This is a genomic window from Pseudomonas sp. B15(2017) (genome assembly GCF_002113215.1).
In the GTDB taxonomy this organism is placed as follows: domain Bacteria; phylum Pseudomonadota; class Gammaproteobacteria; order Pseudomonadales; family Pseudomonadaceae; genus Aquipseudomonas.
In genome coordinates, this window is the sequence record NZ_NEJZ01000002.1 from 24,266 (window position 1) to 48,663 (window position 24,398).

Consider the following 24,398-nt stretch of genomic DNA (forward strand, 5'->3'; position numbering starts at 1 on the left):
CAGGGGCAAGCCGACCTGCGGCCTCATGTGGCAAACAAAAAGGATCTCGCAGTGATGCTCGCTCGCCCATCCCGTTGCAGTACCCGTGTCCAGCCCTCGCAGCGTATGGCCGCCGATCCGGCGCTGTGGTTGCTCAAGCCCTTGGCGCAGGCGGTTGCCTTGTGCCTGGTGGCGGGCAGTGCCGAGGCGGCGACTGCGTTCAGTTCGGGATGGTTTGCCGCCAAGGGCGCCGCGCAACAGGCTGCCGCGTCACGCCCGAGCGTGGGCGGATTGCCGGGCATGACCCCACCGCTGGCCCAGCAGCAAAAGGCCAATGCGCAGTTGCAGCGCTCGATTCAAACCCTGAACAACACGGTGGCCGCCATTGCTGCCCAACAGGCGGCGCAGGCGGCCGGGCGTGCGGCGGCGCTGGGCACGCTGCAGTGGGTGCCTGACGGTCTGGGCGAGGGCGGGCTGAAGGTCGATAACAGCCTGACGCAAGGTTGGCAGAACGCCAAAGGTCCGCAGCAGACTCAGGTCGATGGCAAGACCACGGTGACGATCGAACAGACCGCCGACAAGGCGATTCTCAACTGGGAGACGTTCAACGTCGGGCGCAACACCACGGTCGATTTCGCCCAGCAGTCGAACTGGGCGGTGCTCAACCGGGTCAACGATCCGAATGCCCGGGCCAGCCAGATTCAGGGCCAGATCAAAGGCAATGGCACGGTGATGCTGATCAACCGCAACGGCATCGTGTTCAGCGGCACCAGCCAGGTCAACGTACGCAACCTGGTGGCCGCAGCGGCCAACATCACGGACATTCAGTTCCGCGACCGGGGCCTGTATTTCGACAGTACCGGCAGTCAGCCGACGTTCACCGAGGCGGCCGGCAAAGTGCTGGTGGAGCGCGGTGCGTCCATCGAGACGGCGCGGCCAGCCAAATCGACCGATGCCGGCGGCTATGCCTTGCTGCTCGGCAGCGAAGTACAGAACGACGGCAGCATCAACACCGCCAAGGGCCAGACCGTGCTCGGCGCGGGCGATCGTTTTTACATTCGCAAAGGCTCGGGTACTGAAGGCAACGCTTTCTCCACGACGTTCGGCAACGAAGTCACACCGGGCTTCAAGACCGGCAGCGCGGCCGGCAAGGTCAACAACAATGGCCTGATTCAGGCTGCAACCGGCGACATCACCCTGACCGGCCACCAGGTCGTGCAAAACGGCGTGTTGCTGGCCAGCACCTCGGTCGCCACCCGCGGCACGATCCATTTGCTCAACCCGGCCACCGACACTCAAGGCAGCGTGACGCTGGGGCAGGGCAGCGCGACGGCGATCCTGCTCGACAGCAGCGACCTGACCGCCCTCGACAGTCAGCACCAGGCCGCCCTGACCGGCGTTACGCCCAACAACAAAATTCGCAGCGATCAGTCGCGTATCGAGATCCAGAGCGGTGGCAGCGTCGAGTTCCAGAATGGCTCGATCACCCTGGCCACCGGCGGGCAGGTTGCGGTGGCGGCGCAGCGTCGCAGCCTGGTGCGTGACGGCGCGCTGATCGATGTTTCCGGTGCCATCGGCGTCAAGGTCGCGATGGACTCCAACAACATCAAGATCAACGTCCAGGGTAATGAGCAGCGCGATGCGTCGGTCAATCGCGAGAAGGGTGCGCTCAACAGCAATGACATCTGGGTCGATGTGCGTGAACTGGTGTACGTCCCGGCCGGCACCAATGGTTACGCGACGGATCGCTGGTACACCGCTGGCGGTTTGCTGGAGGTCGGCGGTTACCTCGGCACCCAGGGCCACAGCGTCGGCGAATGGATGGCTCAGGGCGGGATGGTGAGTTTTGCCGGCAATGACGTGGTCACCGAGAAGGGATCGTTGATCAACCTCTCCGGCGGCACGCTGGATGTTCAAAGTGGCGAGATTCGCCAGAGCTGGTTGCGCGGTGCCGACGGGCGTCTGTATGAGGTCTCCAAAGCGCCGGGGGATCTGCTCTACACCGGGCTGTACAAGGGCTATGAAGACAGCAGCCAGCGCTGGGGCCAGACAAATTACTACTACAACCCGTTGATTGCGCCGGCCAGTCGTCGGGAGTCGGGCTACACCGTGGGGCGCGATGCCGGGCAACTGGTGATCGGCACCCGCAACGCCGTGCTCGACGGCCAGATGCTCGGCGAGGTTTATCAGGGCGACCGCCAGACCCAGGCACCGCGTGCCGTACTCGATGGCTATGCGCAGAGCCAGACGGCGCTGGCGCGACGCGGGCAATTGATTGTCGGCAGTTATGACCCGGCGTACGTGGCGGCCTCCGGTGGCTTGCTCTATGGCCTCAATCCGTTGCTCGATCAGGTGCAGATCGGCGGCGAGCGCCCGGTCGCCGGCAATGATCGGGATCTGACCGGTGCCGTATCGGATGCGCGCAACGGCAAGCTGTTTGTCGATGCCGGGCAACTCAGCGACTGGCAACTGGGCGCGCTGAAAGTGGCGGCCAAGGAGCGGATCGACGTGCAAGGCGCGGTCACGCTCGCCAATGGCGGCGACATCACCCTTTACGGGCCGGACGTACAGGTCAACGCCGACCTGACCGCCCGGGGCGGCAGCCTGCATCTGGGCAACGTGCTCAACCAGCTCAGCACCGATCGCCTCACCGACACTCGACTCGTCGCACCGACCGGCAAGGCCACCCGCGTCAGCGTGGCTGAAGGTGTGCAACTGGACACTCGCGGTCTGTGGAGCAACCTGCGCACCAACCCGGATGATGCCGCGAGCCTGGCGTATCTGGACGGCGGCGTAGTGTCGATTCGCAGCAGCGGCGATATCGAGATAGGTGCCGGCAGCCTGCTGGATGTGTCGTCCGGCGGCGCGATTCTGGCCAACGGCAAGACCCGCGGTGGCAAGGGCGGCGACCTGACACTTGAGTCCAGCGCCTTGTCCGCGCCAGGTGACACCCACCTGACCCTGGACGGGCAACTGCGGGGTTACGGTGTGTCCGGCGGCGGCCGCTTGCTGATTCAGGCGGGCGACATCCTCATCGGGCAGGCTGATAAACCCCTCGCCGACAACACACTGCAACTGCAACCGGATCTGTTCGACAAAGGCTTCTCTGCCTACAGCCTGATCGGCCTCAATCGCCTCGATGTAGCGGACAACACCCTTATTGACGTGTTGATGCCGGTCTACCGTTTTGGTGACGCGGCAGCGAATCAGGTCAGCGGCACGGCGCCACGGCAGGCACTCGAACTCTGGACGCCCACGCTCTACCAGGAAAACCCGCTCAAGGCGCAACTGACCCAGCGCGCCGGCGCCAGCCTGACCCTGCAGGCCGGTTCCAGCGAGATTGCGCTGGTGGACCCGACTCGCAACACGTTGAGCCTGGGCCAGGGCTCGCGGATCAGTGTCGATCCGGGGCAGCGCATCAATCTGCGCAGCGCCGGTCAGCTCACGGTCGATGGCGAACTGAATGCCTGGGGCGGCACGATCGATGTCCGTCAGCAGCAATTCGGTTCGATCAATGTCGCCGATTCTTCGCAGACGGCAGACAAGCAAACCCACAACCGTTCGATCTGGATCGGCGAGCACGCGGTGCTGGATGTGGCCGGTCGCGTGGCCACCGGCATCGATGCGCTGGGGCGGGTGTATGGCCAGGTCGGCAAGGGCGGCTCGATCGTCATTGGCGGTGAAACCGATGCGAAGAAAGCCACGGCCACGTCGGCCGACGCCTATGTGATCGTGCGAAACGGTGCGCGACTGGACGCCTCCGGCGCACAGGCAATGCTGGATATCGCCGGGCAGGGGCCAACGCTGGTTGCCACCGATGGCGGGCGCATTTCGCTGAGTTCCTACAACGGCCTGTTCATCGAAGGCGACCTGCGTGCCGCGGCCGGTGGTGCCGGGGCGGCGGGCGGGCGACTGGACATCGCGCTGGAGACGCCGAGTTATCTGCGCAGCGATGCGAGCAACGCTGTTCGTGTGCCGCGCGAAATCGTCATCGGCCAGGACGCCGGCCCGTCGCTGTTGCCGGCCAGTCTGCAAGCGGGTGACGACGCTCCTGCGTTGCAATATGGTCGCGCCCGTCTGGGCGCCGATCAGTTGATGGCCGGCGGCTTCGACAACCTGAGCGTGCTGAGCAACGGTCTGCTGTCGTTTGACGGCAACGTCGATCTGCACATGAATCAAAGCCTGAGCCTGTATGCCGGGGCCTTGTCGCTGGCGGATGGCTCGCCAGAGCGCGCGCGGATCAATCTGTCTGCGTCTTACGTTCGCCTGTCGGGGCCGGGCAAATATTTCGAGGCCCCCGGCAATATCCGGCCGCGAGTGTTGAACAATCCGACCCACGCCGTGGCACCGTCACAGTTCACTGCCACGGCGGACCTGCTGGATCTGGGCAACAGTCTGTCGTTCGGCACGGCCGGGTCAATCGTGCAGCTCAGCGGTCCGGCGCTCGAGGTCGGGCGGCGTGGTTTTGAACAGGTCACGTTCGACAGCCGAGGTGATCTGCGCTTTCTGGCACCCACCGGCAACGTCGAGAAAACCGAACTCTGGACACCGGGCGACCTGAACCTGCGTGCCGCGCAGATCTATCCCGCCAGCGATGTCACCGCCGAGGTGCGCGTGGGGTATCAGAGTGTCCAGCGTGACGCCAACCCGGCGCGGACCCTGCGAATCAGCCGTTCCGGGGCCGCGCCTGCGGCGTTGCCTTACTCGGTCTTCGGCAGCCTGACGCTGGCCGCCGGCCATATCGAGCAGGGCGGGGTGATCCGTGCGCCGCTGGGCATGATCAATCTGGGTGACAACCTGGTTCTCGATACTCAGGCATTGCATCTGTTGCCAGGCAGCATCACCTCGGCCAGCGCCGCCGGACTGGTCATGCCTTATGGCGGCACCACCGACGGCATCGACTATCGCTACAACGACAAGTCCGTGCTGCTTCGAGGGATCACCGCCGAAACCGCTGGCGTGACGCTTACCTCGCAATATGTCGATGTGCAAAGCGGCGCGTTGATCGATCTTTCGGGCGGCGGCGATTTGCGCGGTGCCGGTTTCGTTTCCGGCCGTGGCGGTTCCACCGATGCCCGCTACAACCCGCTGGTGCGCAACGCCAGTGACGGCACTTTCCGTCTGCCGGGGCTGGCCAGCAACCCGGTGTACGCGATCATGCCGGGGAATCAGAGTGCCTATGCGCCGATGCTCGCCGAGGCGGGGGCGGTCGACCCGCGTATCGGTCAGCAGATCACCCTTGGGACCGGTGTTCCGGGGTTGGCGGCGGGCACCTATACGCTGCTGCCTTCGACTTTTGCGCTGTTGCCGGGGGCTTTCCGGGTCGAGGTCAATGGCCAGGCGGCAGCGGGTGCGACCAACGCTGCGCTGCCACTGCGCAATGGTTCGTGGACCAGTTCGGGGCGGATGTCGATTGCCAATACCGGCCTGCGTGACAGCCTGGCGAGCCAGGTCATCCTGACATCCGCCGATGTGCTGCGCCGTTACTCGCAGTACAACGAAACCTCGTTCAGTCAGTTCATCCAGGGCGATGCGACGCGCCGGGGCGTGCCTCGGGCATTGGCGCCCATGGACGGCAAATCCTTGAGACTGAATCTGTCCCGTGGCGCCGCAGCGGGTAACGCGCTGGATTTCAACGGTCAGGCGCTATTTAAGCCCGCCACGGGCGGCGTCGTCGGGACGGCGGTGGTGAACGGCGCGGCGAACTTCGAAATTCTCGGCGCGGGGCATTCGGGCACTGAGGGTTTTGCGGGGGTGTCGCTGTATGCCGACAGCCTCAACGCGCTAAACGCCGGCCGCTTGACCATCGGCGCGCAACCGACGATCGACTACAACACGTCGGGCAACATCATCGCGTTCAGCGGTGATACTTCAACGATCACCCTGCGTGAAGGCGCTGTGTTATCGGCGCCCGAAGTGCTGTTGCGCACCACCCGGACCGATGGCGGTATCAGTATCGAGGCCGGTTCGGGCATCAACACGCTGGGGCGTGGCAACGCGCCTTACGATTCCAGCACCGGCTTCATCTACAAACCGGGTGCGGCGGGGTTGCTGGTGGTGTCGAACGGCTGGACCAATGTGCTCGCGCCCGAAGTCTCGGTCAGGACATCCGGCTCGGGCGACATCCGCATCGGCAACTGCCCGACGACAGCCTGTAACAACCCGACAGTGCTCTATTCCAATGGCAGCATTACCGCCGCCACCGACAGGCAGTTCGAACTCGACGAGTCGGTGCGCTTCGGCACCCGTCATCTGACGCTGGCCGTGGGCTCCGTCAACGCCGGCAGTGCCGAGGCCTTGAGCGCCGCCGGCAACCGGGTGCCGACCGGTCTGACCCTGAACCAGAATGTCTTGAACCGCCTGTTGCGGGGCGATACCCAGTACGGCGCGCCGACGCTGGAAACCTTGAGCCTGACCAGCCGCGACGCATTCAATTTCTACGGCAATGTCAGCCTCGATACGCGGGATCCGCAGACCGGCGTCAGCAAACTGCAAAACCTGATACTGAGCACCCCGGCCATTTACGGCCTGGGTGAAAGCGGCGACGTGGCGTCCATTCGCACCGCCAACCTGATCTGGAACGGTGCTACTCAGGATCCGGGTGCGGTGATCGCGGATGGCGCCGGCACGGGCCGGGGCGCGTTCAATATTGAGGCGCAACGCATCGAGTTTGGCTACGGCCCCAATCCGCAAGCCAGTGGTCTGGAGCAGAACAAACGTCTGGTGTTGGGCTTTGCCAACGTCAATCTCGCTGCCAGTGATCGCATCACCGCCAACCACAAGGGCAGCCTGGCGGTGTACCAGACGCAGGGTGCTTTCGATCCGGTCAGCGGTTATGCCTACAGCGGCGGCAATCTCACGCTGCGTACGCCGTTGCTGACGGGAGAGGCGGGCTCGGTCAACCGGCTCAAGGCCGGTGACAACCTGACCCTGACGGGGGGCGGTGCAGCGACAGCCGCCAACGCCCTGGGGGCGGAGCTGACCCTCGATGCTCGCAGTGTCTTGCTGGACAGTCGCATCGCCCTGGCCAGCGGCAAACTGGTGGTCAAGTCCGAGGGCGATCTGACCCTCACCCGTGGCGCGTATCTGGACATGGCCGGTCGTACCTTGCCGTTCAACGATGTGAACAAGTACAGCTGGGGCGGCGACGTGGCGCTGTACAGTAGCCAGGGCAACATTCGTCAGGCGGCGGGTTCGCGTATCGATCTGTCGGCGCAGAACAATCAGGCCGGTAACCTGAGTGCGGTCGCCCTGGCCGCCGATGCCGGCATGGTCGATCTGCAAGGCGATATCCTCGGTGCCAGCAGCGGTCATTACGATGCCGGCGGCACGCTTGTGCCGTACAAGGCCGGTGGTGTGGATATCCGCGCGCAGCACCTGAACGGCGATGCGAGCCAGCAGTTTGCGGCGCTCAATCAACGCTTGAATGCGGGGCAGGTCTTCGGCAGCCGCAGCTTGCAGCTCAAGCAAGGCGATCTGTTGATCGGCGACGGGCTCAAGGCGGGGGAGGTCAATGTGTCGGTGGACAACGGCCGCCTGACGGTGGCCGGTCTGATCGATGCCAGCGGCGAGCGGGTCGGCAGTATTCGCCTGTCGGCGCAAAACGGCCTGACCCTGGCGGGCAATGCCGTGCTTGATGCCCATGGTCGCGTGCTGCGGGTCGACAGCTACGGCAAGATCATCGACGCACCGAACCGGGCAATGGTCGAACTCAACTCCGGACAAGGTGTGCTGACCCTCGGCGCCGGCGCGCGCATCGACGTGCGCCATGGCACCGAAGCGGTTCGCGGTTCACTGCCGGGACAGTCCGATGGGCTGCTGCGCGGCACGCTTGAGCTGAATGCGCCACGTCTGGGGGCGGATGACATTGCCATCGATGCCGGCGGCGCGCTGAGCATTCAGGGTGCGCGCTCGATTGGTCTGAACGCCACGCGCCGCTATACCGATGCCAGTGACGGCACGGACCCGGCGGCCAGCGGACGTCCGTATCAGGTGATCGATCAGGCTTATCTTGATCGCCTTCACGGCGACAGCACGGCGTTCATCGACGCGGCGCTGGCCAACAGTCATTTGCTGAACAACAAACTGGCCGGTCTGAACAACGCCACGTACGCCGACGCCTTCCATCTGCGGCCCGGTGTCGAGATCGCCAGCAAAACCGCCGACGGTGATCTGGTGGTGCAGGGTGATGTGGACTTGTCCGGTTATCGCTATGCCAGCCTGAATCCGCATACGCAAAAGACTTCGGTATACGGCTCGGGCGAGGCCGGTAACCTGGTGATTCGCGCCGGCGGTAACCTTGATATCCACGGCAGCCTCAACGACGGTTTCGCACCGCCACCGGAGACCGTGGACGACTCCGGCTGGAAATTGCTGCCGGGGATTCAGCCGTTCGGTGGCGATCTGATCGTGCCGGGGGCGGGCGTTACCTTGGCGGACGGCACGGTATTTCCGGTGGGCGCCACGTTGAACTACGACGTCCCGTTGCAAGCGACGACGCTGGCCAGCGGCACGCTGTTGCCCACCGAGGCGACGCTGGCGGCGCCTTACAGATTCGGCGCCGGCACGGTGCTCGCCGGTTCGGTGCGCGATGCCTCGGGCAATCTGCTGTATGCCGCCGGTACGCTGCTCGCCGACAGCGTGACCTTGCCGGCGGGCAGCCGGTTGGGAGCGGGTATCCGTTTAAACGAGGCAACCGCGCTGCAAGCCCTGCGCTGGCCCAAGGGCGTGCCGCTGCCGGGCAGCGTCGAGGCTGGTGACAACGGAATCAAGGGCGTGCGCCTGAGCGGTTCTCTGGCTCTGTTGCGCGGCTCGCTGATACCGTCGATGACGAATGTCGTGCTGGCTGACGGTACGTCGTTCATCGAGTTGCGACCCTTGACCGGCACGACCCAGGGGCGCAACTGGGCGGTCGCCAGCATGTTGCCGGCGGGCAGCGCGTCCTGGTCGATGCGCGTGGTGGCAGGGGCCGATCTGGGCGCTGCGGACAGTCGGGCGATCAAACCGGTGTCCAGCGATGGCAACCTGCGCTTGGCCGACACTCACTACGGCCTGACCGTCACCGAAAAACCACCGACCCTGGTCTGGGGCGAAGGCAACCTGGGCGGTTTCACGCCGGGCGAGCCTGTCCCCGAGGATCAAATGATGTGGTGCGACTGGGCGCCGAATTCCTGTGTGCCGGCGCCGCGTTGGGTCTGGGCACCGGACAACTGGATGGGGATGCCGCCCGGCTCGCCGATGACCGACGATGATGTACTCGCCTGGTGTGGCGCCTTCCCGGAACTGTGCGTGGAAAACAAACCGGGGACCACCGTCAAGACCCACACCCAGATGTTCAGCGTGCTGCGGACCGGCACCGGTGATCTGGACGTGCTCGCCGCCGGCAACCTGAGCATGGATTCGCCGTACGGCGTCTACACCGCTGGTACTCAATCGCCAGACATCGATCCGCGCTTCAATCAGCCTCGCGGAAAACTCTCGGACAACGGCTCGGTGCTGGGCAGTGCAGGCGGCGATTACGAAAAATGGGTCAGTGGCAGCGACAGCCTGTATCAGGCCTGGTACCCGCAAATGGGCGGCAACCTGACCATCAATGCCGGTGGCTCGATTTCGGGTGATGTACTGGGCCGTCGCGGCTTGTCGCAAACCATGAACACCCGTGAGCAAGTCCCGAGTGTGGCCGTGGGCAACTGGCTCTGGCGCCAGGGCACCGGCAACAGCGATGTGCCGACCGCGTGGTGGATCAACTTCGGCAGCTATGCGACGCAACCGTTGCCGGATCAAAGCGTTGATACGGGCCCGTATCTGGTCGGTTTCACCGGTTTCGGCACCTTGGGTGGCGGCAATATCAGCCTGCGTGCCGGGGGCGATGCCGGCATGCTCAAGGCGATGGGTGACGGTAACAAGGTCAATCTTTATCCGCGCGGGCAGGGGCTGGTCGTGGCGGTTGGCAGCACCGGTCGCGTGGGCAGCGACGGCAGCCTGCAATTGACCGGTGGCGGTGACATGGACATCCGCATCGGCGGATCGGTGAACCCGTCATTGCAGGCCCGGGCCGGAGAGAATGGCATCGGTGTGGCACAACACGACCTGCAAGGCGCGTTGATCAACCTGCGCGGTGCAGCGCGACTGGCCGGCGGCGCGCTGGGCGGGATCAATCTGCAATACGGCGCCGCAGCCTCGACCCAGGATCCTCGGGAAGTGCGTCCGTTTGACCCGTTCACGTCCACGATGGGCAGCGCCTCCGGCGGGCTGGTGCTGATTCCGGGGGATTCCGGGATGAGCCTAAGCACCCGTGGCGATCTGGTGTTGGGCGGGGCGGCGGATCCGGGCCGGGTGCGGCTGCAGAACTCCACGCCGTTCACCACTGACGACGGTGTCGTCCACGAGGGCGGCGGTTTGACGGGCTTCTCGTTGTGGACTGACCACACCGCGATCGACCTGTTTTCGGCAGGGGGCAATCTGACGCCGAGTACGCAACTGGGCGAAGTCACCGGCCAGGGGCCTGTCACCGGGCGCAATACGTCGCCGACCGACGGGCGCTTCCTGTACCCGTCGATCCTGCGGGCGGTAGCGGCGCAAGGTTCGATTTATGCCGGACCTTCAGCGGTCTACAGCCAGGGCAGCGGAACAGTGCCGGCAACCGGGTATTCGCTGTTGCTGGCACCTTCCAGCACCGGGCAACTGGAGTTGCTGGCACACGACTCGATCTACGCCGGCGGCTATGCGATCAATCAGTCGGGCGCCAGTCCGCTGGCCATCGCCACGCCGTTCGCGCCAGCCTTCAACGGTTACGGCAACAACACGTCGGCCACGCCGATCATGAGCAACCGCAACAGCGACGGTATCGCGCCGGACAAGAACCTGCGTTATCCGTTGTTCGCTTTCGGCGCCAACAGTTACTCGGGCTTGAATGACGTCCAGACACCGGCGCGGTTTTATGCCCTGACCGGCGATCTGGTGGGCGTTCGCAGCGGTGAAACGCTGACGTTCAGCCTGTCGAAACGTACCTGGCACGAAGCGGCAGGCCCGGTCTGGATGCTGGCGGGGCGCGACATCGTGGCGTCGGGTACTTTCCTGGGCAATCCGACGACCGTGCCTGACGCCGAGATGGGCGTACCGACGACAGAAAGCATCACGTCGACCGGCAACCTGTTCGTGCATGACGATCCTCGGGATGTTTCGCGGGTCTCGGCAGGGCGTGACATCCTCTACAGCAGCTTCGATATCGCCGGCCCCGGCGTCCTCGATATCACTGCCGGGCGCAATATCCTGATGGAAGATCGTGCCAGCATCACCAGCCTCGGATCGCTGGTGGCGGGTGATCCGCGACCGGGTGCCAGTGTGGTGTTGCAGGCCGGTGCGGGCGCGCAGGGGCCGGATTACTCGCGGTTCATCGCCCGTTACCTGAACCCGCAGAACCTCGCCGACCCGAATGCTTCCCTCAACGGGCAACCGGGCAAAGTGGTCAAGACTTACCTCGACGAACTGCAGAGCTGGCTGACCCTCGGCTATGGCTTCAGCGGCAACGCCGAACAGGCGCAAGCGTTCTTCGCTGCGCTGCCGAGTGCCGAACAAGCGATCTTCGCCCGCCAGGTGTACTTCGCCGAATTGCGTGCTGGCGGTCTTGAGTACAACGATGTCGACGGCCCACGCAAAGGCAGTTATCTGCGGGGTCGCAACGCCATTGCTTCGCTGTTCCCGACCACCGATGTGGCCGGCAATCCGATCCGTTATGACGGCGACATCACGCTTTATGGGGGCGCCGGGGTCAAAACGCTGTTCGGCGGTGACATCCAGATGCTCACGCCGGGTGGCGGTCAGGTGTTCGGCATCGAAGGCGCGGCGCCGCCCTCGACGGCGGGGATCATCACCCAGGGCTCGGGCAACATTCAGCTCTACTCCGAGGGCAGCATTTTGCTGGGGCAGAGCCGGATCATGACCACGTTTGGTGGCTCGATTCTGGGCTGGTCGGCCGAGGGCGACATCAACGCCGGTCGCGGCTCGAAAACCACCGTGGTCTACACGCCGCCGAAACGCGTGTACGACACCTGGGGCAACGTGACCCTGTCGCCATCGGTGCCGAGCACCGGCGCCGGCATCGCCACGCTCAACCCGATTGCCGAAGTGGCCCCGGGCGACATCGACCTGATTGCGCCGCTGGGCACCATCGATGCGGGCGAGGCGGGGATTCGCGTCTCGGGCAACGTCAACATCGCCGCGCTGACGGTGGTCAACGCCGCCAACATCTCGGTGCAGGGCAAGGCGACCGGGGTGCCGGTGGTCTCGGCGGTCAATACCGGGGCGATCACCTCGGCCAGTTCCGCTGCGTCGTCGGCCACCCAGGCGGCGGAAGACGTCGCCCGTCAGCAACAGGCCGCGTCACGACAGAACCAGGCCTCGGTGTTCACCGTGCAGGTGCTGAGCTTCGGCAACGAACAACTGGCCCCAAGCCGCGATGGCGCCAGCCGTGCACCGACACCGGGCTACAACCCCAACAGCCCGGTGCAGGTGCTGGGCGCCGGAGCCCTGGATGAACAGGCGAAACAGCAGTTGACCGAGGAGGAGCGGGGGCAGCTGACGTTGTAAAAGGACTCTCGTGCAGTACGCTTCGGGCGGCCATTTGGCCGCCCTTTTTTTTAGGTTGATGAGGTTCGTGGGTATTGTCGTCGGGTGTGGACTAACGTCAGTATTTTGATGTGCCCGTTCACTCGATAGACCAGCAGATAGTTTGGATTGACCACCATTTCCCGAGTGCCTGGCACTCGACCGGACCGGTAACCATAGGGAATTGATGAAAGCCTTTGCGTCGCTGCACCAACCTTGTGCTGCAGAGCCGTTGAAGCGTTTGAGTTGTATTGTTCAACGTAGTCGATAATGCCAGCCAGATCGTCCAGAGCTTGATTGCTCCATTCAAGCGGCAGCGGGTCGATTCTTGCGTTTCTCTTCTAATAGTTGGTCGAGCCGCACCATGGCTTCTTTATGGGGAATGCCCGGGCGAGGGTCATCCAGTACAGCCTGCACCTTGGCGCGAAACCAGCGATCGTAGCTCTCTGCCTCTTCTTCGGATTCAAAGTCAGAATAAAACGGGGAAAGCAATATGCTCATAGTGATCTCCGTGTTCAATCTCGGCAGTTTAAGGGGGAATGGCCCATTGTCGTCACTGGCAGACGATGCACCCCATGAGCCCTTGAGGAACCATGAGGTAGCGGGACTCAGTATCTGCAAGCCCCCCTTTCAAATCTGCCGGACGTTTCCCTCCGTTGTCCGGCAATCTCGACCGCCGCTGTAGGCCTATTCCACCCCAGCGTTTTTCAGGTTTCCAGCCTACAAATCCGCGCGCGCCTTCCTACAAATGCACTCAGAACGCATAGGGAATACTCACCTTCGCCCACAACATTTCCCCCTCCGGCCGGTTCTCTACGTCGAATTCCTTGGCCCAGCGAATCTCCGCGCTGGCGTACTTGAGGAAGGTGAAGTGCAGCGCGGGACCTATGGCGAAGACTTTGCCGCGCACACCGTCATCAACGTCCTGACCGGCGAACTGCACGGTGTGGCCGAACTGTTTGTCGTCGGTGGTCTGCTTGAGGTAGTAGCCGTTGATGCCGAGCATCAGGTCATCGGTGATCTTGTAGCTGGCCGAGTAATCGAAGTGGAAGATCTGCCCGGACTTGTAGTCGGTGTCCTTGTTCTTTTCGTTGAAGCTGTAGGTGGTTTTCATCGACACCTCGGTGCGTTCTGTCGGCAACCAGGTGAAGGAGAACAGCGGTTTGTAGGTGTAGAAGTTGTTGCTGGTGTTGGCCAGCCGATCGACGCTGTATTCGCCGGTGGGTAAGGTGATTTCAACGGCTGCGCCGAGGGTCAGGTTCTTGCCCATGTCCCACAGGATGATCGGCGCGATAGTGGTATCGCCCATGCCTTCGCGGGTGTCGCTGAGGCCGAATACCGAAACCTCCTGCTTGAGCCACGGCTGGGCGATGTAGCCGGCCAGGCGTCCGCCGAAGATCCGCACCGGGCTGAGGTAATCGAGGCGCGGGATGACCGCGGTGGATTCGATCTCGACATTCGGCACTTTGCCGCCGAGTGAGCTGATATTGAGCTTCGTCGATTTGTAGTGGTTGTAGTAGAGGTTGAAGGCGACCATGTTCTCCGGAAGGCTGTCGACTTCCAGCGGCAACATGAAGAAGCCGTCGGTTCCGGGGCCGATGTTGTCGACGCCGGCTTCGGTAGCCAGCACCGGCAGGGTCGCGGCGCAGCCAAGCAGGCTCAGCGCCAGTTGCACAGGGAAAGTCGCGCGGTTCGGGGTCATGGCCGTCCTCATTATTATTGTGTTTGGGCGCAACGCCGGCGCGCAGGGCGCCCGGCCACTATAGAAATAAGCCCTTGGCGCGCGCCGGGGCAGGGTATTGGCGGACACGGAAGGGGGCTTCTGCGGACAGTCGGTCAACCCTGTGCTAACTTCCTTCGACATAACCGGTTACAAAAATAACAATTCAACGTGATCCGGAATGTCAGCCCCCATGAACGTAAAACTCCAAGACCCTACCTTCGATCTGGCGCTGGTGTCGCCATTTCTGTTGCAGACCCTGGCCGAAGTCGTCGCCGGCAAGGGCATCGAGCCGCAGAGCCTGTGCCGTGGCCTGGGTTTTGATTTCGAAGACCTGCAGGATCCGGCACAGCGGATTTCCTACCGGCAGGCCGTGGCCATGATCCAGCGGGCGCTGAAGGCGTTGCCCAATCAGGGGCTGGGCCTGTGGGTCGGCGCGCAGAATGTGCTGGGTACGCTGGGGCTGCTCGGGCATGTGCTGTCGCTGTGCAAGACCTTGCGCGACGCTTTCGAAATCGGGGTTCGGCACCAGCACACGTCCGGCGGGATTGTGGTTTCCAGCGTCGATGTGGTGGGTGATCAGGTGTATGTCGACGTTGAATGCCGGTTGCCGTTTGCCGAGGTGCAGGTGTTCGCGGTCGAAGAGTTTTTCGCCAGCCTGCTGGTCTACGGCCGGGCGCTGGTGGGCGAGACGTTCAAGCCGATTGCCGTGCAATTCATGCACGCCACGCCGGATTACGTCGATGAATACCGGCGGCTGCTGGGGCCGGACGTGCGCTTCGGCTGCCTGCACAATCGCATGCTGATCGACGTGCAGTGGCTGGATGTGAATTTGCCCAACCACCATTCGCTGGCGCTGCGTCAGGCGGTCAAGTTGCTGGAACTGGAAGCGGCGCAGGTTCATCAGAAACTTGATCTGATCCAGGCAGTAGAGCGGGCGATTGCCCGGGACCTGAGCCGGGGCAGCCACATTGAAAAGATCGCTGGCGACTTGAATATGAGCAGCCGTACTTTGCGTCGGCGGCTGACCGAGCACTCTCTGACTTTCGAGGCACTCCTGGAGCAAGTGCGCCAGGCGCGAACCATGAGCCTGCTGGCCAATCCCGACATGCCGATCGAACGCATCACCGAGGAGGTCGGCTATAGCGACGTGCGCAGTTTTCGGCGGGCGTTCAAACGCTGGACGGGGAAAAGTCCGAGTGCGTGGCGCAGCGAGTGCGTCATCTGATCCCACACAAATCTTCCGCCTACAGTTAAACTCCGCGCTCTTTCCAAGGAGTCGACATGAGTTACTACCAGCCGGGCATCCTCGCCACCCCAGTTCCGCCGCAAGCACGTCACCTGTTTTTCGCCCTCGAGTCGGTTGAAGCGCTGCCGCAGGCGATCGACAACCTGCTGAATCTGGTGGACGGCAAGTCGGCGGTAATCGGTTTCGGTGAATCCCTGGCCAAGGCTCTGAATGTGAAGATCGACGGCCTGCGCAGCTTCCCGGCGCTGACCGGCGTCGGCGTGGAAAACCCGTCGACCCAGCACGCCCTGTGGGTCTGGCTGCACGGCGTCGACCGTGGCGAACTGCTCAACCGCAGCACCGCACTTGAGGCCACACTGGCCCCGGCACTGCGTCTGGTGCAGATGCAGGAAACCTTCCGCCACAAGGACGGCCATGACCTCACCGGTTATGAAGACGGCACTGAAAACCCGCACGACGAAGCCGCCATCGCCGCCGCACTGCTAAGTGAAGGTGCGGACGGTCTGGTGGGTGGCAGTTTCGCCGCGATCCAGCAATGGCAGCACGACCTCAAGGGTTTCCATGCGCTGTCCGCCGAAGACAAGGACAACATCATGGGCCGTCGCCTGAGCGACAACGAAGAGATCGACGACGCCCCGGTGTCCGCCCACGTCAAGCGCACCGCCCAGGAAAGCTTCGCCCCGGAGGCCTTCGTCTTGCGCCGTTCGATGCCGTGGATCGAAGGCGACCGTGCCGGCCTGATGTTCCTCGCGTTCGGTTTCTCCCTTGACGCGTTCGAAGCGCAACTGCGCCGCATGAGCGGTCTGGAGGACGGCATCACTGACGGCTTGTATCGCATCAGCCGGCCGATCACCGGCGGCTACTACTGGTGTCCGCCGCTGCAAAACGGTCACCTCGACTTGCGCGCACTGCGCATTGGCTGAGGCACAAGAATGAAGGTGGTGCGTTGGGGCATGATCGGTTGCGGCAGCGTCGCCGAACGCAAGAGCGGGCCGGCCTTTTACAAGGCGCCCGGCTCGGCGTTGGTGGCGGTGATGGGGCGACGCCTCGAAGCCGTGACCGATTACGCCGCGCGCCACGGCATCGCCCGGACCTGCACCGACGTCGATGCCCTGATCAACGACCCTGAAGTGGACGCGGTGTACATCGCCACACCCCCCGACAGCCATCACGCCTACAGCCTGAAAGTCGCCGCCGCCGGCAAGCATTGTTGCGTGGAAAAACCCATGGCCCTCAATGCCGGGCAAAGCCGTGAGATGCAGCAGGTGTTCGCCGAGGCCGGTCTGCACCTGTTCGTCTCCTATTACCGCCGTTCGTTGCCGCGATTCCAGCAGGTTCGGCAATGGCTGGAGCAGGGGCGTATCGGCGAGGTGCGGCACCTGAGCTGGATGTTGACCAAAGCGCCTTCACCAAAGGATCTGGACGGCAGCGCGAACTGGCGCACCGATCCAACGGTGGCGGGTGGCGGGTATTTTGCGGATCTGGCCAGCCATGGGTTCGACCTGTTCCTGTATCTGCTCGGTGACATCGTGGAAGTCGCAGGTTTCACGGCGCGTCAGGCCGGGCTGTACGCGGCGGAAGATGCGGTCAGCGCCAGTTGGCGATTCGCCTCGGGCGCATTGGGCATGGGCTGCTGGAGCTTTGTTGCGGATCGGCGCGAGGATCGGGTCGAGATTATCGGCAGCCAAGGGCGGATCGGTTTTTCGGTGTTCGACGAGCATCCGGTCGAGCTGCATGCCGACGAAGACATCAGCCTGGAAATCCCCCATCACGAGCACATCCAGTGGCAGCACGTACTCGGCATGAACGCGCAGATTCGCGGTGAGTCCAGGCACCCGGCAGTCGCCGCCGAAGCGCTGAAAACCGATTGGGTCATGGATCAGATTCTCAAGCGCCAATAATTCCCCAGACCACACCGTCCCCTCTGTGGGAGCGAGCTTGCTCGCGATAGCGTCCTGTCAGTCAATAACTTGGGTGACTGATACACCTCTATCGCGAGCAAGCTCGCTCCCACAGGGGATGGTGTCGCGCATCTAACCTTATGCTCATTCGGTATTTCTCAAGCTTGTCATAACGTCTCTAAGATCACGTCATAACTCGTTATAACAAGTGATCCCGTGATGACCGATAACGCTCTCTCCTCAAGCCCGCTCTCCTTATCAAGTGTCCCGCTGCACACCCAACTGCGCGACGTGCTGCGCGCCCGCATTCTCGACGGCGAATACCCGCAAGACAGCCAGATGCCGTCCGAAAGCGAGCTCGGCACGCTGTTCAAGGTCAGCCGCATCACCGTGCGTCAGGCCCTGGGCGATCTGCAGAAGGAAGGGCTGATCTTCAAGATCCACGGCAAAGGCACCTTCGTCGCCAAACCCAAGACTTTTCAAAACGTCAGCACCTTGCAAGGCCTCGCCGAGTCCATGACCGGCCGTGGCTACGAGGTGATCAACCGCCTGCGCAGCTTCAAATTCATCGCCGCCGACAAACGGGTCGCCGAGCGCTTGCAGGTCGCCGAAGGCGAAATCGTCGCCCAGATCAAACGCGTACGGCTGATCAACCGCGAGCCGATCTCGATGGAAATCACCTATCTGCCCAAAGCCATAGGCGAGCGGTTGGAGAAGGCCGATCTGGTGACCCGCGACATCTTCCTGATCCTGGAAAACGACTGCGGCATTGCCCTCGGCCATGCCGATCTGGCCATCGATGCGGTGCTGGCCGACAGCGATCTGACCCAGGCGCTGAACGTCGAGGCCGGCTCGCCGATCATGCGCATCGAGCGTCTGACCCACGATGCCAACGGTCAACCGCTGGACTTCGAACACCTTTACTACCGTGGCGATGCGTTCCAGTACCGCCTGCGGATCGACCGGCAAAAAGGGGAGCAGGCATGAGTCGAACGACACTCGAACAGGAATACGACATCGTCGTGATCGGCGGCGGCACCGCTGGCCCGATGGCCGCGATCAAGGCCAAGGAAATGAACAAGGAACTGCGCGTGCTGTTGGTGGACAAGGCCAACGTCAAGCGCAGCGGCGCCATCAGCATGGGCATGGACGGCCTGAACAACGCGATCATCCCCGGCCACTCGACGCCCGAGCAGTACACCAAGGAAATCACCATCGCCAACGACGGGATCGTCAACCAGGCGGCGGTGTACGCCTATGCCACCCACAGTTTCGAAACCATCGAGCAGCTCGACCGCTGGGGCGTGAAGTTCGAGAAGGACGAAACCGGTGATTACGCGGTGAAGAAAGTCCACCACATGGGCGCCTACGTGCTGCCGATGCCGGAAGGGCACGACATCAAGAAGGTTCTTTATCGCCAGTTGAAACGGGCGCGAGTGAACATCACCAATCGCCTTGTCTGCACCCGTTTGCTGACCGACGAGGAGGGCGCCGTCAACGGCGTGATGGGCTTCGACTGCCGCACCGCCGACTTCCATGTGATCAAGGCCAAGGCTGTGATCCTTGCCTGCGGCGCGGCCGGGCGTCTCGGCCTGCCGTCCTCGGGTTACCTGATGGGCACTTACGAAAACCCGACCAACGCCGGCGACGGTTACGCGATGGCGTATCACGCCGGGGCCGAACTGGCGAACCTGGAGTGCTTCCAGATCAACCCATTGATCAAGGATTACAACGGCCCGGCCTGCGCCTACGTCACCGGCCCGCTCGGCGGTTATACCGCCAACAACAAGGGCGAACGCTTCATCGAGTGCGACTACTGGAGCGGGCAGATGATGTGGGAGTTCCACCAGGAACTGGAAAGTGGCAACGGCCCGGTGTTCCTCAAGCTCGATCACCTGGCCGAAGAAACCATCCAGAACATCGAGGAAATCCTGCACAGCAACGAGCGCCCGAGTCGCGGCCAGTTCCACGCCAACCGCGGCACCGATTACCGCACGCAGATGGTCGAGATGCACATCTCGGAAATCGGTTTTTGCAGCGGTCATTCGGCGTCCGGCGTGTGGGTCAACGAGCGCGCCGAAACCTCGGTGAAAGGTTTGTACTCGGCCGGGGACATGGCCGCCGTGCCGCACAACTACATGCTGGGCGCGTTCACCTACGGCTGGTTCGCAGGCAACAACGCGGCGGAATTTGTCGCCGGGCGCGAGTTCTCCGCGCTGGATGCCGAGCAGATCGCGAAGGAAAAGGCCCGGGTCTACGCACCGCTGGACCGCGAGCACGGCCTGCCGCCGGCCCAGGTCGAGTACAAGCTGCGGCGCTTCGTCAACGACTACCTGCAACCGCCGAAAGTGACCAGGAAGATGGAAATCGGCCTGCAACGCTTCAGCGACATCGAACGCGATCTCAACGAGATGAAGGCCAACAACGCCCACGAACTGATGCGTGCGATGGAAACCAGCGTGATCCGCGACTGCGCCGAAATGGCCGCCCGCGCCTCGCTGTTCCGTGCCGAAAGCCGCTGGGGCCTGTACCACTACCGCGTCGATCACCCACAACGGGATGACCGCGAATGGTTCTGCCACTGCCACCTGAAGAAGGGCGAGGACGGGCGCATGACCAGTTTCAAGAAAGCCGTCGAGCCTTACATCATCCCGCTCGATGCCGAGGAAATGCAGGCCTACGACCGCCTTCGGGTTGGCGCTTTCGCCGCTTGAGGCATCACCAGAGAGAGTCCGAACCATGGCCTATCAAGCCCAGGAAATCTTCTTCCGCTCCAATGCCCCCGTCACCGTGGACGAGGACAAATGCATCGCCGAAAAGGGCTGTACCGTGTGCGTCGACGTTTGCCCGATGGACCTGCTGGCGATCAACCCGGCCACGCAAAAGGCCTACATGGCGTTCGATGAATGCTGGTACTGCATGCCTTGCGAAAAGGATTGCCCGACCGGCGCCGTTAAAGTCGAAATTCCATATTTACTGCGTTGACCGGTAGTCCGCTTTCGCGAGCAAGCTCGCTCCCACAGTGGATAGAAGTCAGCCGCAAATAATGAGTAAACCGACGATCATGTGGGAGCGAGCTTGCTCGCGAAGATGCCCGCACAGACAGTCCCAAAGCCATCCGTAAACCCCGGACGCTGGACTCACCAAACACCCCTCGTTTCCCACCGCGCCCTGATCGCGGCGGAGACGAACATCCTGAAAATGATTCGAGGGGATTCAACCATGTTGCGTGCAGCAATCGCCGGTCTGGTACTGGCTTCGTTCACCTTGTCGGCCTCGGCCGAAACCATCCGCATTGCCATCGGCACCCAGGACACCACCATCAACTGCGCCGCTGGCGGGCTGTTGATTCGTGAACTGGGCCTGCTCGACAAATACCTGCCTCACGACGGTGCCTACAAAGACGCCAAGTACGACGTGCAGTGGAAGAACTTCACCAGCGGCGCACCGCTGACCAATGAAATGGTCGCCGGCAAACTCGACTTCGGCGCCATGGCCGATTTCCCCGGTGCCTTCAACGGCGTGGCGTTTGAAACCGCCGGCAAACACAGCCTGTTCATCAGCGTGCTGTCGGGCAGCATCAAGGGCAGCGGCAACGGGATCGTGGTGCCGAGCGCGTCCGGCGTGCAGTCGCTGAGCGAGCTCAAGGGCAAGACCATTTCCGTGCCGTTCGCCTCCACCGCCCACGGCATGTTGCTGCGCGCCGTGGCAGAGCAGGGCTGGGATCCGCTGAAAGATGTGAACATCATCGCCCAGCCGCCGGAGGTCGCAGGTTCCGCGTTGCAGGCCGGCAAGATTGACGCACACGCCGACTTCGTACCGTTCGCCGAACTGTTCCCGAGCCGTGGCTTCGCCCGCAAGATCTACGACGGCGCCCAGGCCAATGCGCCAACCTTCCACGGTGCACTGGTGGATCAGGCCTACGCGAAAAAGTACCCGGAAATCGTCGTCGCTTACCTGCGCGCCAGCATCGAGGCCAATCAACTGCTGGCCGCCGAGCCCGAGAAGTACAGCGAACTGATCGCCAGGGTCACCGGCGTCGATGCCGAGGTCAATTATCTGTTCCACGGCCCGCTCGGCGTGCAGACCCGCGATCTGAGCTGGAAGCCGGAATACCGCCAGGCTGTGGGCACCGCGATCGACACGCTGAAGTTGCTGAAGAAGGCCGATCGCGGGCTCGATCTGAACACCTTTATCGACGATCAGTACATCCGTGCCGCGTTCAAGGCCTCGAATCTGGATTACACGGCGCAACTGGCCAATTACGCGCAGACGCCATTGAAGTCTGTCGATGCGGCGACTGGAAACACCATCAGCGATTTCAGCCATGTCGCGGAAATCTGGGTGCGGGGTGAGGACAAGGTCCGGCGCTATGCCTCGGCAGAAGAGGCGTTTACCGCACTGGCGGGACTGAAGTCGAAAGGCAAGAACATCCGGGCGGTGTATACGCAGGCGAGTGACAGCGGGATCGAGTTGCTGGCGGAGCAGGCGTGGTTTGCCAGTGATGGGAAGGGGCGCCTCAGCGCGTTTTTGCTCAAAGGTCAGGCCCAGCAATTTGCCTCCGCTCAGGGCGGGAAAGTCTTTGATTTCACCGAAGCCACGACCCAGGCCGTTGCCACCCGTTAACTCAAGCGAAGATCGTTCCCACGCTCTGCGTCACAGTGGACGCGGAGCGTCCATGGCGGCATTACCACGCAGAGCGTGGGAACGATCAGAGGTGATATATGTTTTCACGCTGGATCCCCCGAGCCGCCTCACTGCTGCTCTGCCTGCTCTTCTGGCAACTCGCCGCCAGCCATCACTGGAACCTCGGCCTCGTCACCTTCGCCAACGTCCCGACCCCGTTGGCCGTGATCGAAGCCGCCCTCGGCCTCGGCGACTCCGGAAAGCTCATCCAGCACCTGAGCGCCAGCCTCGGCCGGGTCTTCGCGGGCTACCTCGCGGCAATGGTGGCCGGCATCGCCCTGTGCCTGGCCATCGGTCGTTCCAGGTGGGCCGAAGACCTGCTGCTACCACCCCTGGAAGTGCTGCGCCCGATCCCCGCCGTCGCCTGGATTCCACTGGCCATCCTGATGTTCCCGTCGTCTGAACTGTCGATGGTGTTCATCACCTTCACCGGCGCGCTGTTCCCGATCCTGCTCAACACCGTGCACGGCGTCGAAGGCGTCGACCCGCGCCTGATCGCCTCGGCCAAAAGCCTTGGCGCCGCGCGCCGGGCGATCCTGCTGGAAGTGATTCTGCCGGGCGCCGCGCCGAGCATCATCACCGGCCTCGCCATCGGCATGGGCACCTCGTGGTTCTGTCTGGTGACTGCCGAAATGATCTCCGGCCAGTTCGGCATCGGTTACTACACCTGGGAGTCCTACACCATTCAGAACTACGCCGACATCGTGGTCGGCATGTTGCTGATCGGCGTGTTGGGCATGGGCAGCAGCCTGCTGATCAAACGCCTGGGCGGGCTGTTCACGCCCTGGCATCGACCACGAGGAAAAGCCTGATGAGCGTGATGCAAACCCCGGATGGGCGGATCATCGAAGACCTGCGCCTGGATTTCCCCCGGCCACGCACCACTGAACTGGTGACCAGACATGCGTTCTCGCGCCTCAAGCGCCACTGCCTCGACCTGCTGCGCCACGACAACGACCGACCGCTGCCGCGCCTCAATCCGCTCGGCTTGCCTCCTGAAAACCCCTTGCCGAGATTTGCCCTATGACCTCATTTTTTGCGGTGACCGATAACAACGACATTCTCGCCCTGCAACCGCGCCTGACGGCCGATGACGCCGGGGTACGGCGGATTGCCCTGATCGACCTGGCCGACCTCGAAGAACCGGACGGTCTGCTCTGGCTGGTCGAGCGCCTGGCCGAAGACCCCGCCGAAGAAGTGCGTGCCGAAGCGGCGCGCCTGTTGGAGGCCTGGGAAGATGAGCCGGTGGTTGAAGCGCTGTGCCAGGCGCTGACGGATCCGTCGCCGGCGGTGCAGGCCGCTGCGGCGCAGAGCCTGAGCCTGCTCAAGACCGAAGCGGCGGGCCGGGTGATTCTGCCGTGGACCGCCCATGCCGAAACCGGCGTGCGGATTGCCGCGTTCCGGGCCTTGCGTGAGTTGCGTTTCCCCGGCGCTGCGTCGGCCGCGATTCAGGCGCTGAACGATGCCGATGCCAGTGTCCGTCGCGAAGCTGTCGGGGTGCTCGGCTGGCTCAAGCAGCTCGACGCACTGCCGGGCCTGGCCCGCTTGGCGAGTGATGACCCGGACACCGAAGTACGTCGCGCCGCCACCGGCGCCCTGGGCCTGGCGAGTGATGCCGAGGTGCTGCCCGCGTTGTGTCAGGCCTTGCAGGATCAGGCCTGGCAAGTACGCGAAGAAGCCGCAACCACCCTTGGCAAGGTCGGCCATACAGATGCGGGCCCGGCGCTGATCGAAGCCCTGGATGACGATTACTGGCAGGTTCGTCTGCGCGCGACCCGCAGCCTCGGCCGTTTGCGCTATGTGCCGGCACTCGATGCCCTGATCGACACCCTCGGCCATCGCATCAGCAACCTGCGCAAGGAAGCCGCGCTGGCCCTCGGCGAATTGAATGATCGCGGGGCGGTGGCGGCATTGCAGGCCGCGCAGGACGACGGCGACCCGGAAGTGCGCAAAGCCGTGCGGATTGCCTTGAGTCAGCTGCAATGAATCCGCTGTCGGTCGGCAATTCCCGAAGTGAGCACCGGTTACGGCTGAGCTGGCCGGATGGCCGCGAGCAGCTGCTGGACCATGCCGAACTGCGCCGCCAATGCCCGTGCTCGCAATGCCGGGCGTTTCGCCTGCGGGGCTCGCCGCCAATGATTGACCCGCGTGTGCGGGTCATCGAATTGAACGCTCAGGGGTACGGTCTGCAACTGGTGTTCAGCGACGGCCATCAGCGCGGGATTTACCCGTGGGCCTATCTGGCGCAGTTGGAGGG

General features: G+C 63.3%; 13 protein-coding genes and 2 pseudogenes. 12 read left to right on the forward strand and 3 right to left on the reverse strand.

The annotated features are described in order from the left end of the window. The first annotated feature begins 54 nt into the window (after positions 1-54). On the forward strand, positions 55-12,567 hold the full coding sequence (locus tag CAF73_RS02905) for a filamentous haemagglutinin family protein (protein ID WP_085701855.1): 12,513 nt from the start codon (positions 55-57) through the stop codon (positions 12,565-12,567). A gap of 50 nt (positions 12,568-12,617) precedes the next feature. Here CAF73_RS02905 and CAF73_RS02910 read toward each other — a convergent pair whose 3' ends face one another. The 3 genes from CAF73_RS02910 to CAF73_RS02920 form a co-directional block, all read right to left on the reverse strand. Continuing rightward, positions 12,618-12,911 carry a type II toxin-antitoxin system RelE/ParE family toxin gene (locus CAF73_RS02910; RefSeq protein WP_323873466.1) on the reverse strand — a complete coding sequence of 98 codons (294 nt, stop codon included), beginning with the start codon at positions 12,909-12,911 and terminating at the stop codon, positions 12,618-12,620. Then, on the reverse strand, positions 12,892-13,086 hold the full coding sequence (locus tag CAF73_RS02915) for a stability determinant (protein ID WP_085701856.1): 195 nt from the start codon (positions 13,084-13,086) through the stop codon (positions 12,892-12,894). Before CAF73_RS02915 ends, CAF73_RS02910 begins: the two co-directional genes overlap by 20 nt. A 253-nt stretch (positions 13,087-13,339) precedes the next feature. Further along, positions 13,340-14,287, reverse strand: coding sequence for a transporter (locus CAF73_RS02920; RefSeq protein WP_085701857.1), 948 nt, complete (start codon positions 14,285-14,287; stop codon positions 13,340-13,342). Positions 14,288-14,498: 211 nt separating this feature from the next. Between CAF73_RS02920 and CAF73_RS02925 the strand changes: the two genes are divergently transcribed. The 11 genes and pseudogenes from CAF73_RS02925 to CAF73_RS02975 all read left to right on the forward strand — a co-directional run. Next, positions 14,499-15,533 carry an AraC family transcriptional regulator gene (locus tag CAF73_RS02925; RefSeq protein ID WP_085701858.1) on the forward strand — a complete coding sequence of 345 codons (1,035 nt, stop codon included), beginning with the start codon at positions 14,499-14,501 and terminating at the stop codon, positions 15,531-15,533. A gap of 56 nt (positions 15,534-15,589) precedes the next feature. Then, entirely contained in the window at positions 15,590-16,477 is an 888-nt protein-coding gene (locus CAF73_RS02930) for a Dyp-type peroxidase (protein WP_085701859.1), read from the forward strand. A 9-nt stretch (positions 16,478-16,486) separates the two neighbouring features. After that, positions 16,487-17,455, forward strand: a complete 969-nt coding sequence (locus CAF73_RS02935; RefSeq protein WP_085701860.1) for a Gfo/Idh/MocA family protein — start codon at positions 16,487-16,489, stop codon at positions 17,453-17,455. 219 nt (positions 17,456-17,674) lie between these two features. Continuing rightward, positions 17,675-18,442 (forward strand): GntR family transcriptional regulator, encoded by a 768-nt coding sequence (locus tag CAF73_RS02940; RefSeq protein ID WP_085701861.1) that lies wholly within the window; start codon positions 17,675-17,677, stop codon positions 18,440-18,442. Next, positions 18,439-20,169, forward strand: coding sequence for a fumarate reductase/succinate dehydrogenase flavoprotein subunit (locus tag CAF73_RS02945; protein WP_085701862.1), 1,731 nt, complete (start codon positions 18,439-18,441; stop codon positions 20,167-20,169). The genes CAF73_RS02940 and CAF73_RS02945 overlap by 4 nt, the downstream gene beginning before the upstream one ends. A gap of 25 nt (positions 20,170-20,194) precedes the next feature. After that, positions 20,195-20,440 (forward strand): ferredoxin family protein, encoded by a 246-nt coding sequence (locus CAF73_RS02950; RefSeq protein WP_007959413.1) that lies wholly within the window; start codon positions 20,195-20,197, stop codon positions 20,438-20,440. A gap of 237 nt (positions 20,441-20,677) precedes the next feature. Beyond that, entirely contained in the window at positions 20,678-22,081 is a 1,404-nt protein-coding gene (locus CAF73_RS02955; protein ID WP_085701863.1) for an ABC transporter substrate-binding protein, read from the forward strand. Between the two features lie 98 nt (positions 22,082-22,179). Further along, the gene (locus tag CAF73_RS02960; RefSeq protein ID WP_085701864.1) at positions 22,180-22,953 is read left to right on the forward strand and encodes an ABC transporter permease; all 774 of its coding nucleotides are present in this window, start codon (positions 22,180-22,182) and stop codon (positions 22,951-22,953) included. A 5-nt stretch (positions 22,954-22,958) separates the two neighbouring features. After that, a pseudogene (locus tag CAF73_RS02965) lies at positions 22,959-23,168 on the forward strand (ABC transporter ATP-binding protein); the annotation flags it as partial. Then, positions 23,165-24,127 (forward strand): HEAT repeat domain-containing protein, encoded by a 963-nt coding sequence (locus CAF73_RS02970; RefSeq protein ID WP_085701865.1) that lies wholly within the window; start codon positions 23,165-23,167, stop codon positions 24,125-24,127. The pseudogene CAF73_RS02965 and the gene CAF73_RS02970, both read left to right, overlap by 4 nt. Further along, positions 24,124-24,393: pseudogene (locus CAF73_RS02975) on the forward strand (DUF971 domain-containing protein); the annotation flags it as partial. The gene CAF73_RS02970 and the pseudogene CAF73_RS02975, both read left to right, overlap by 4 nt. Between the last annotated feature and the right edge of the window lie 5 nt (positions 24,394-24,398).

Bases quoted from the DNA above. Each gene is read 5' to 3' on its own strand.
- CAF73_RS02940 (WP_085701861.1), top strand. From the start codon at position 17,675: ATGACCGATAACGCTCTCTCCTCAAGCCCGCTCTCCTTATCAAGTGTC.
- CAF73_RS02935 (WP_085701860.1), top strand. From the start codon at position 16,487: ATGAAGGTGGTGCGTTGGGGCATGATCGGTTGCGGCAGCGTCGCCGAA.
- CAF73_RS02920 (WP_085701857.1), bottom strand. From the start codon at position 14,287: ATGACCCCGAACCGCGCGACTTTCCCTGTGCAACTGGCGCTGAGCCTG.
- CAF73_RS02955 (WP_085701863.1), top strand. From the start codon at position 20,678: ATGTTGCGTGCAGCAATCGCCGGTCTGGTACTGGCTTCGTTCACCTTG.
- CAF73_RS02970 (WP_085701865.1), top strand. From the start codon at position 23,165: ATGACCTCATTTTTTGCGGTGACCGATAACAACGACATTCTCGCCCTG.
- CAF73_RS02905 (WP_085701855.1), top strand. From the start codon at position 55: ATGCTCGCTCGCCCATCCCGTTGCAGTACCCGTGTCCAGCCCTCGCAG.
- CAF73_RS02930 (WP_085701859.1), top strand. From the start codon at position 15,590: ATGAGTTACTACCAGCCGGGCATCCTCGCCACCCCAGTTCCGCCGCAA.
- CAF73_RS02950 (WP_007959413.1), top strand. From the start codon at position 20,195: ATGGCCTATCAAGCCCAGGAAATCTTCTTCCGCTCCAATGCCCCCGTC.
- CAF73_RS02945 (WP_085701862.1), top strand. From the start codon at position 18,439: ATGAGTCGAACGACACTCGAACAGGAATACGACATCGTCGTGATCGGC.
- CAF73_RS02915 (WP_085701856.1), bottom strand. From the start codon at position 13,086: ATGAGCATATTGCTTTCCCCGTTTTATTCTGACTTTGAATCCGAAGAA.
- CAF73_RS02960 (WP_085701864.1), top strand. From the start codon at position 22,180: ATGTTTTCACGCTGGATCCCCCGAGCCGCCTCACTGCTGCTCTGCCTG.
- CAF73_RS02925 (WP_085701858.1), top strand. From the start codon at position 14,499: ATGAACGTAAAACTCCAAGACCCTACCTTCGATCTGGCGCTGGTGTCG.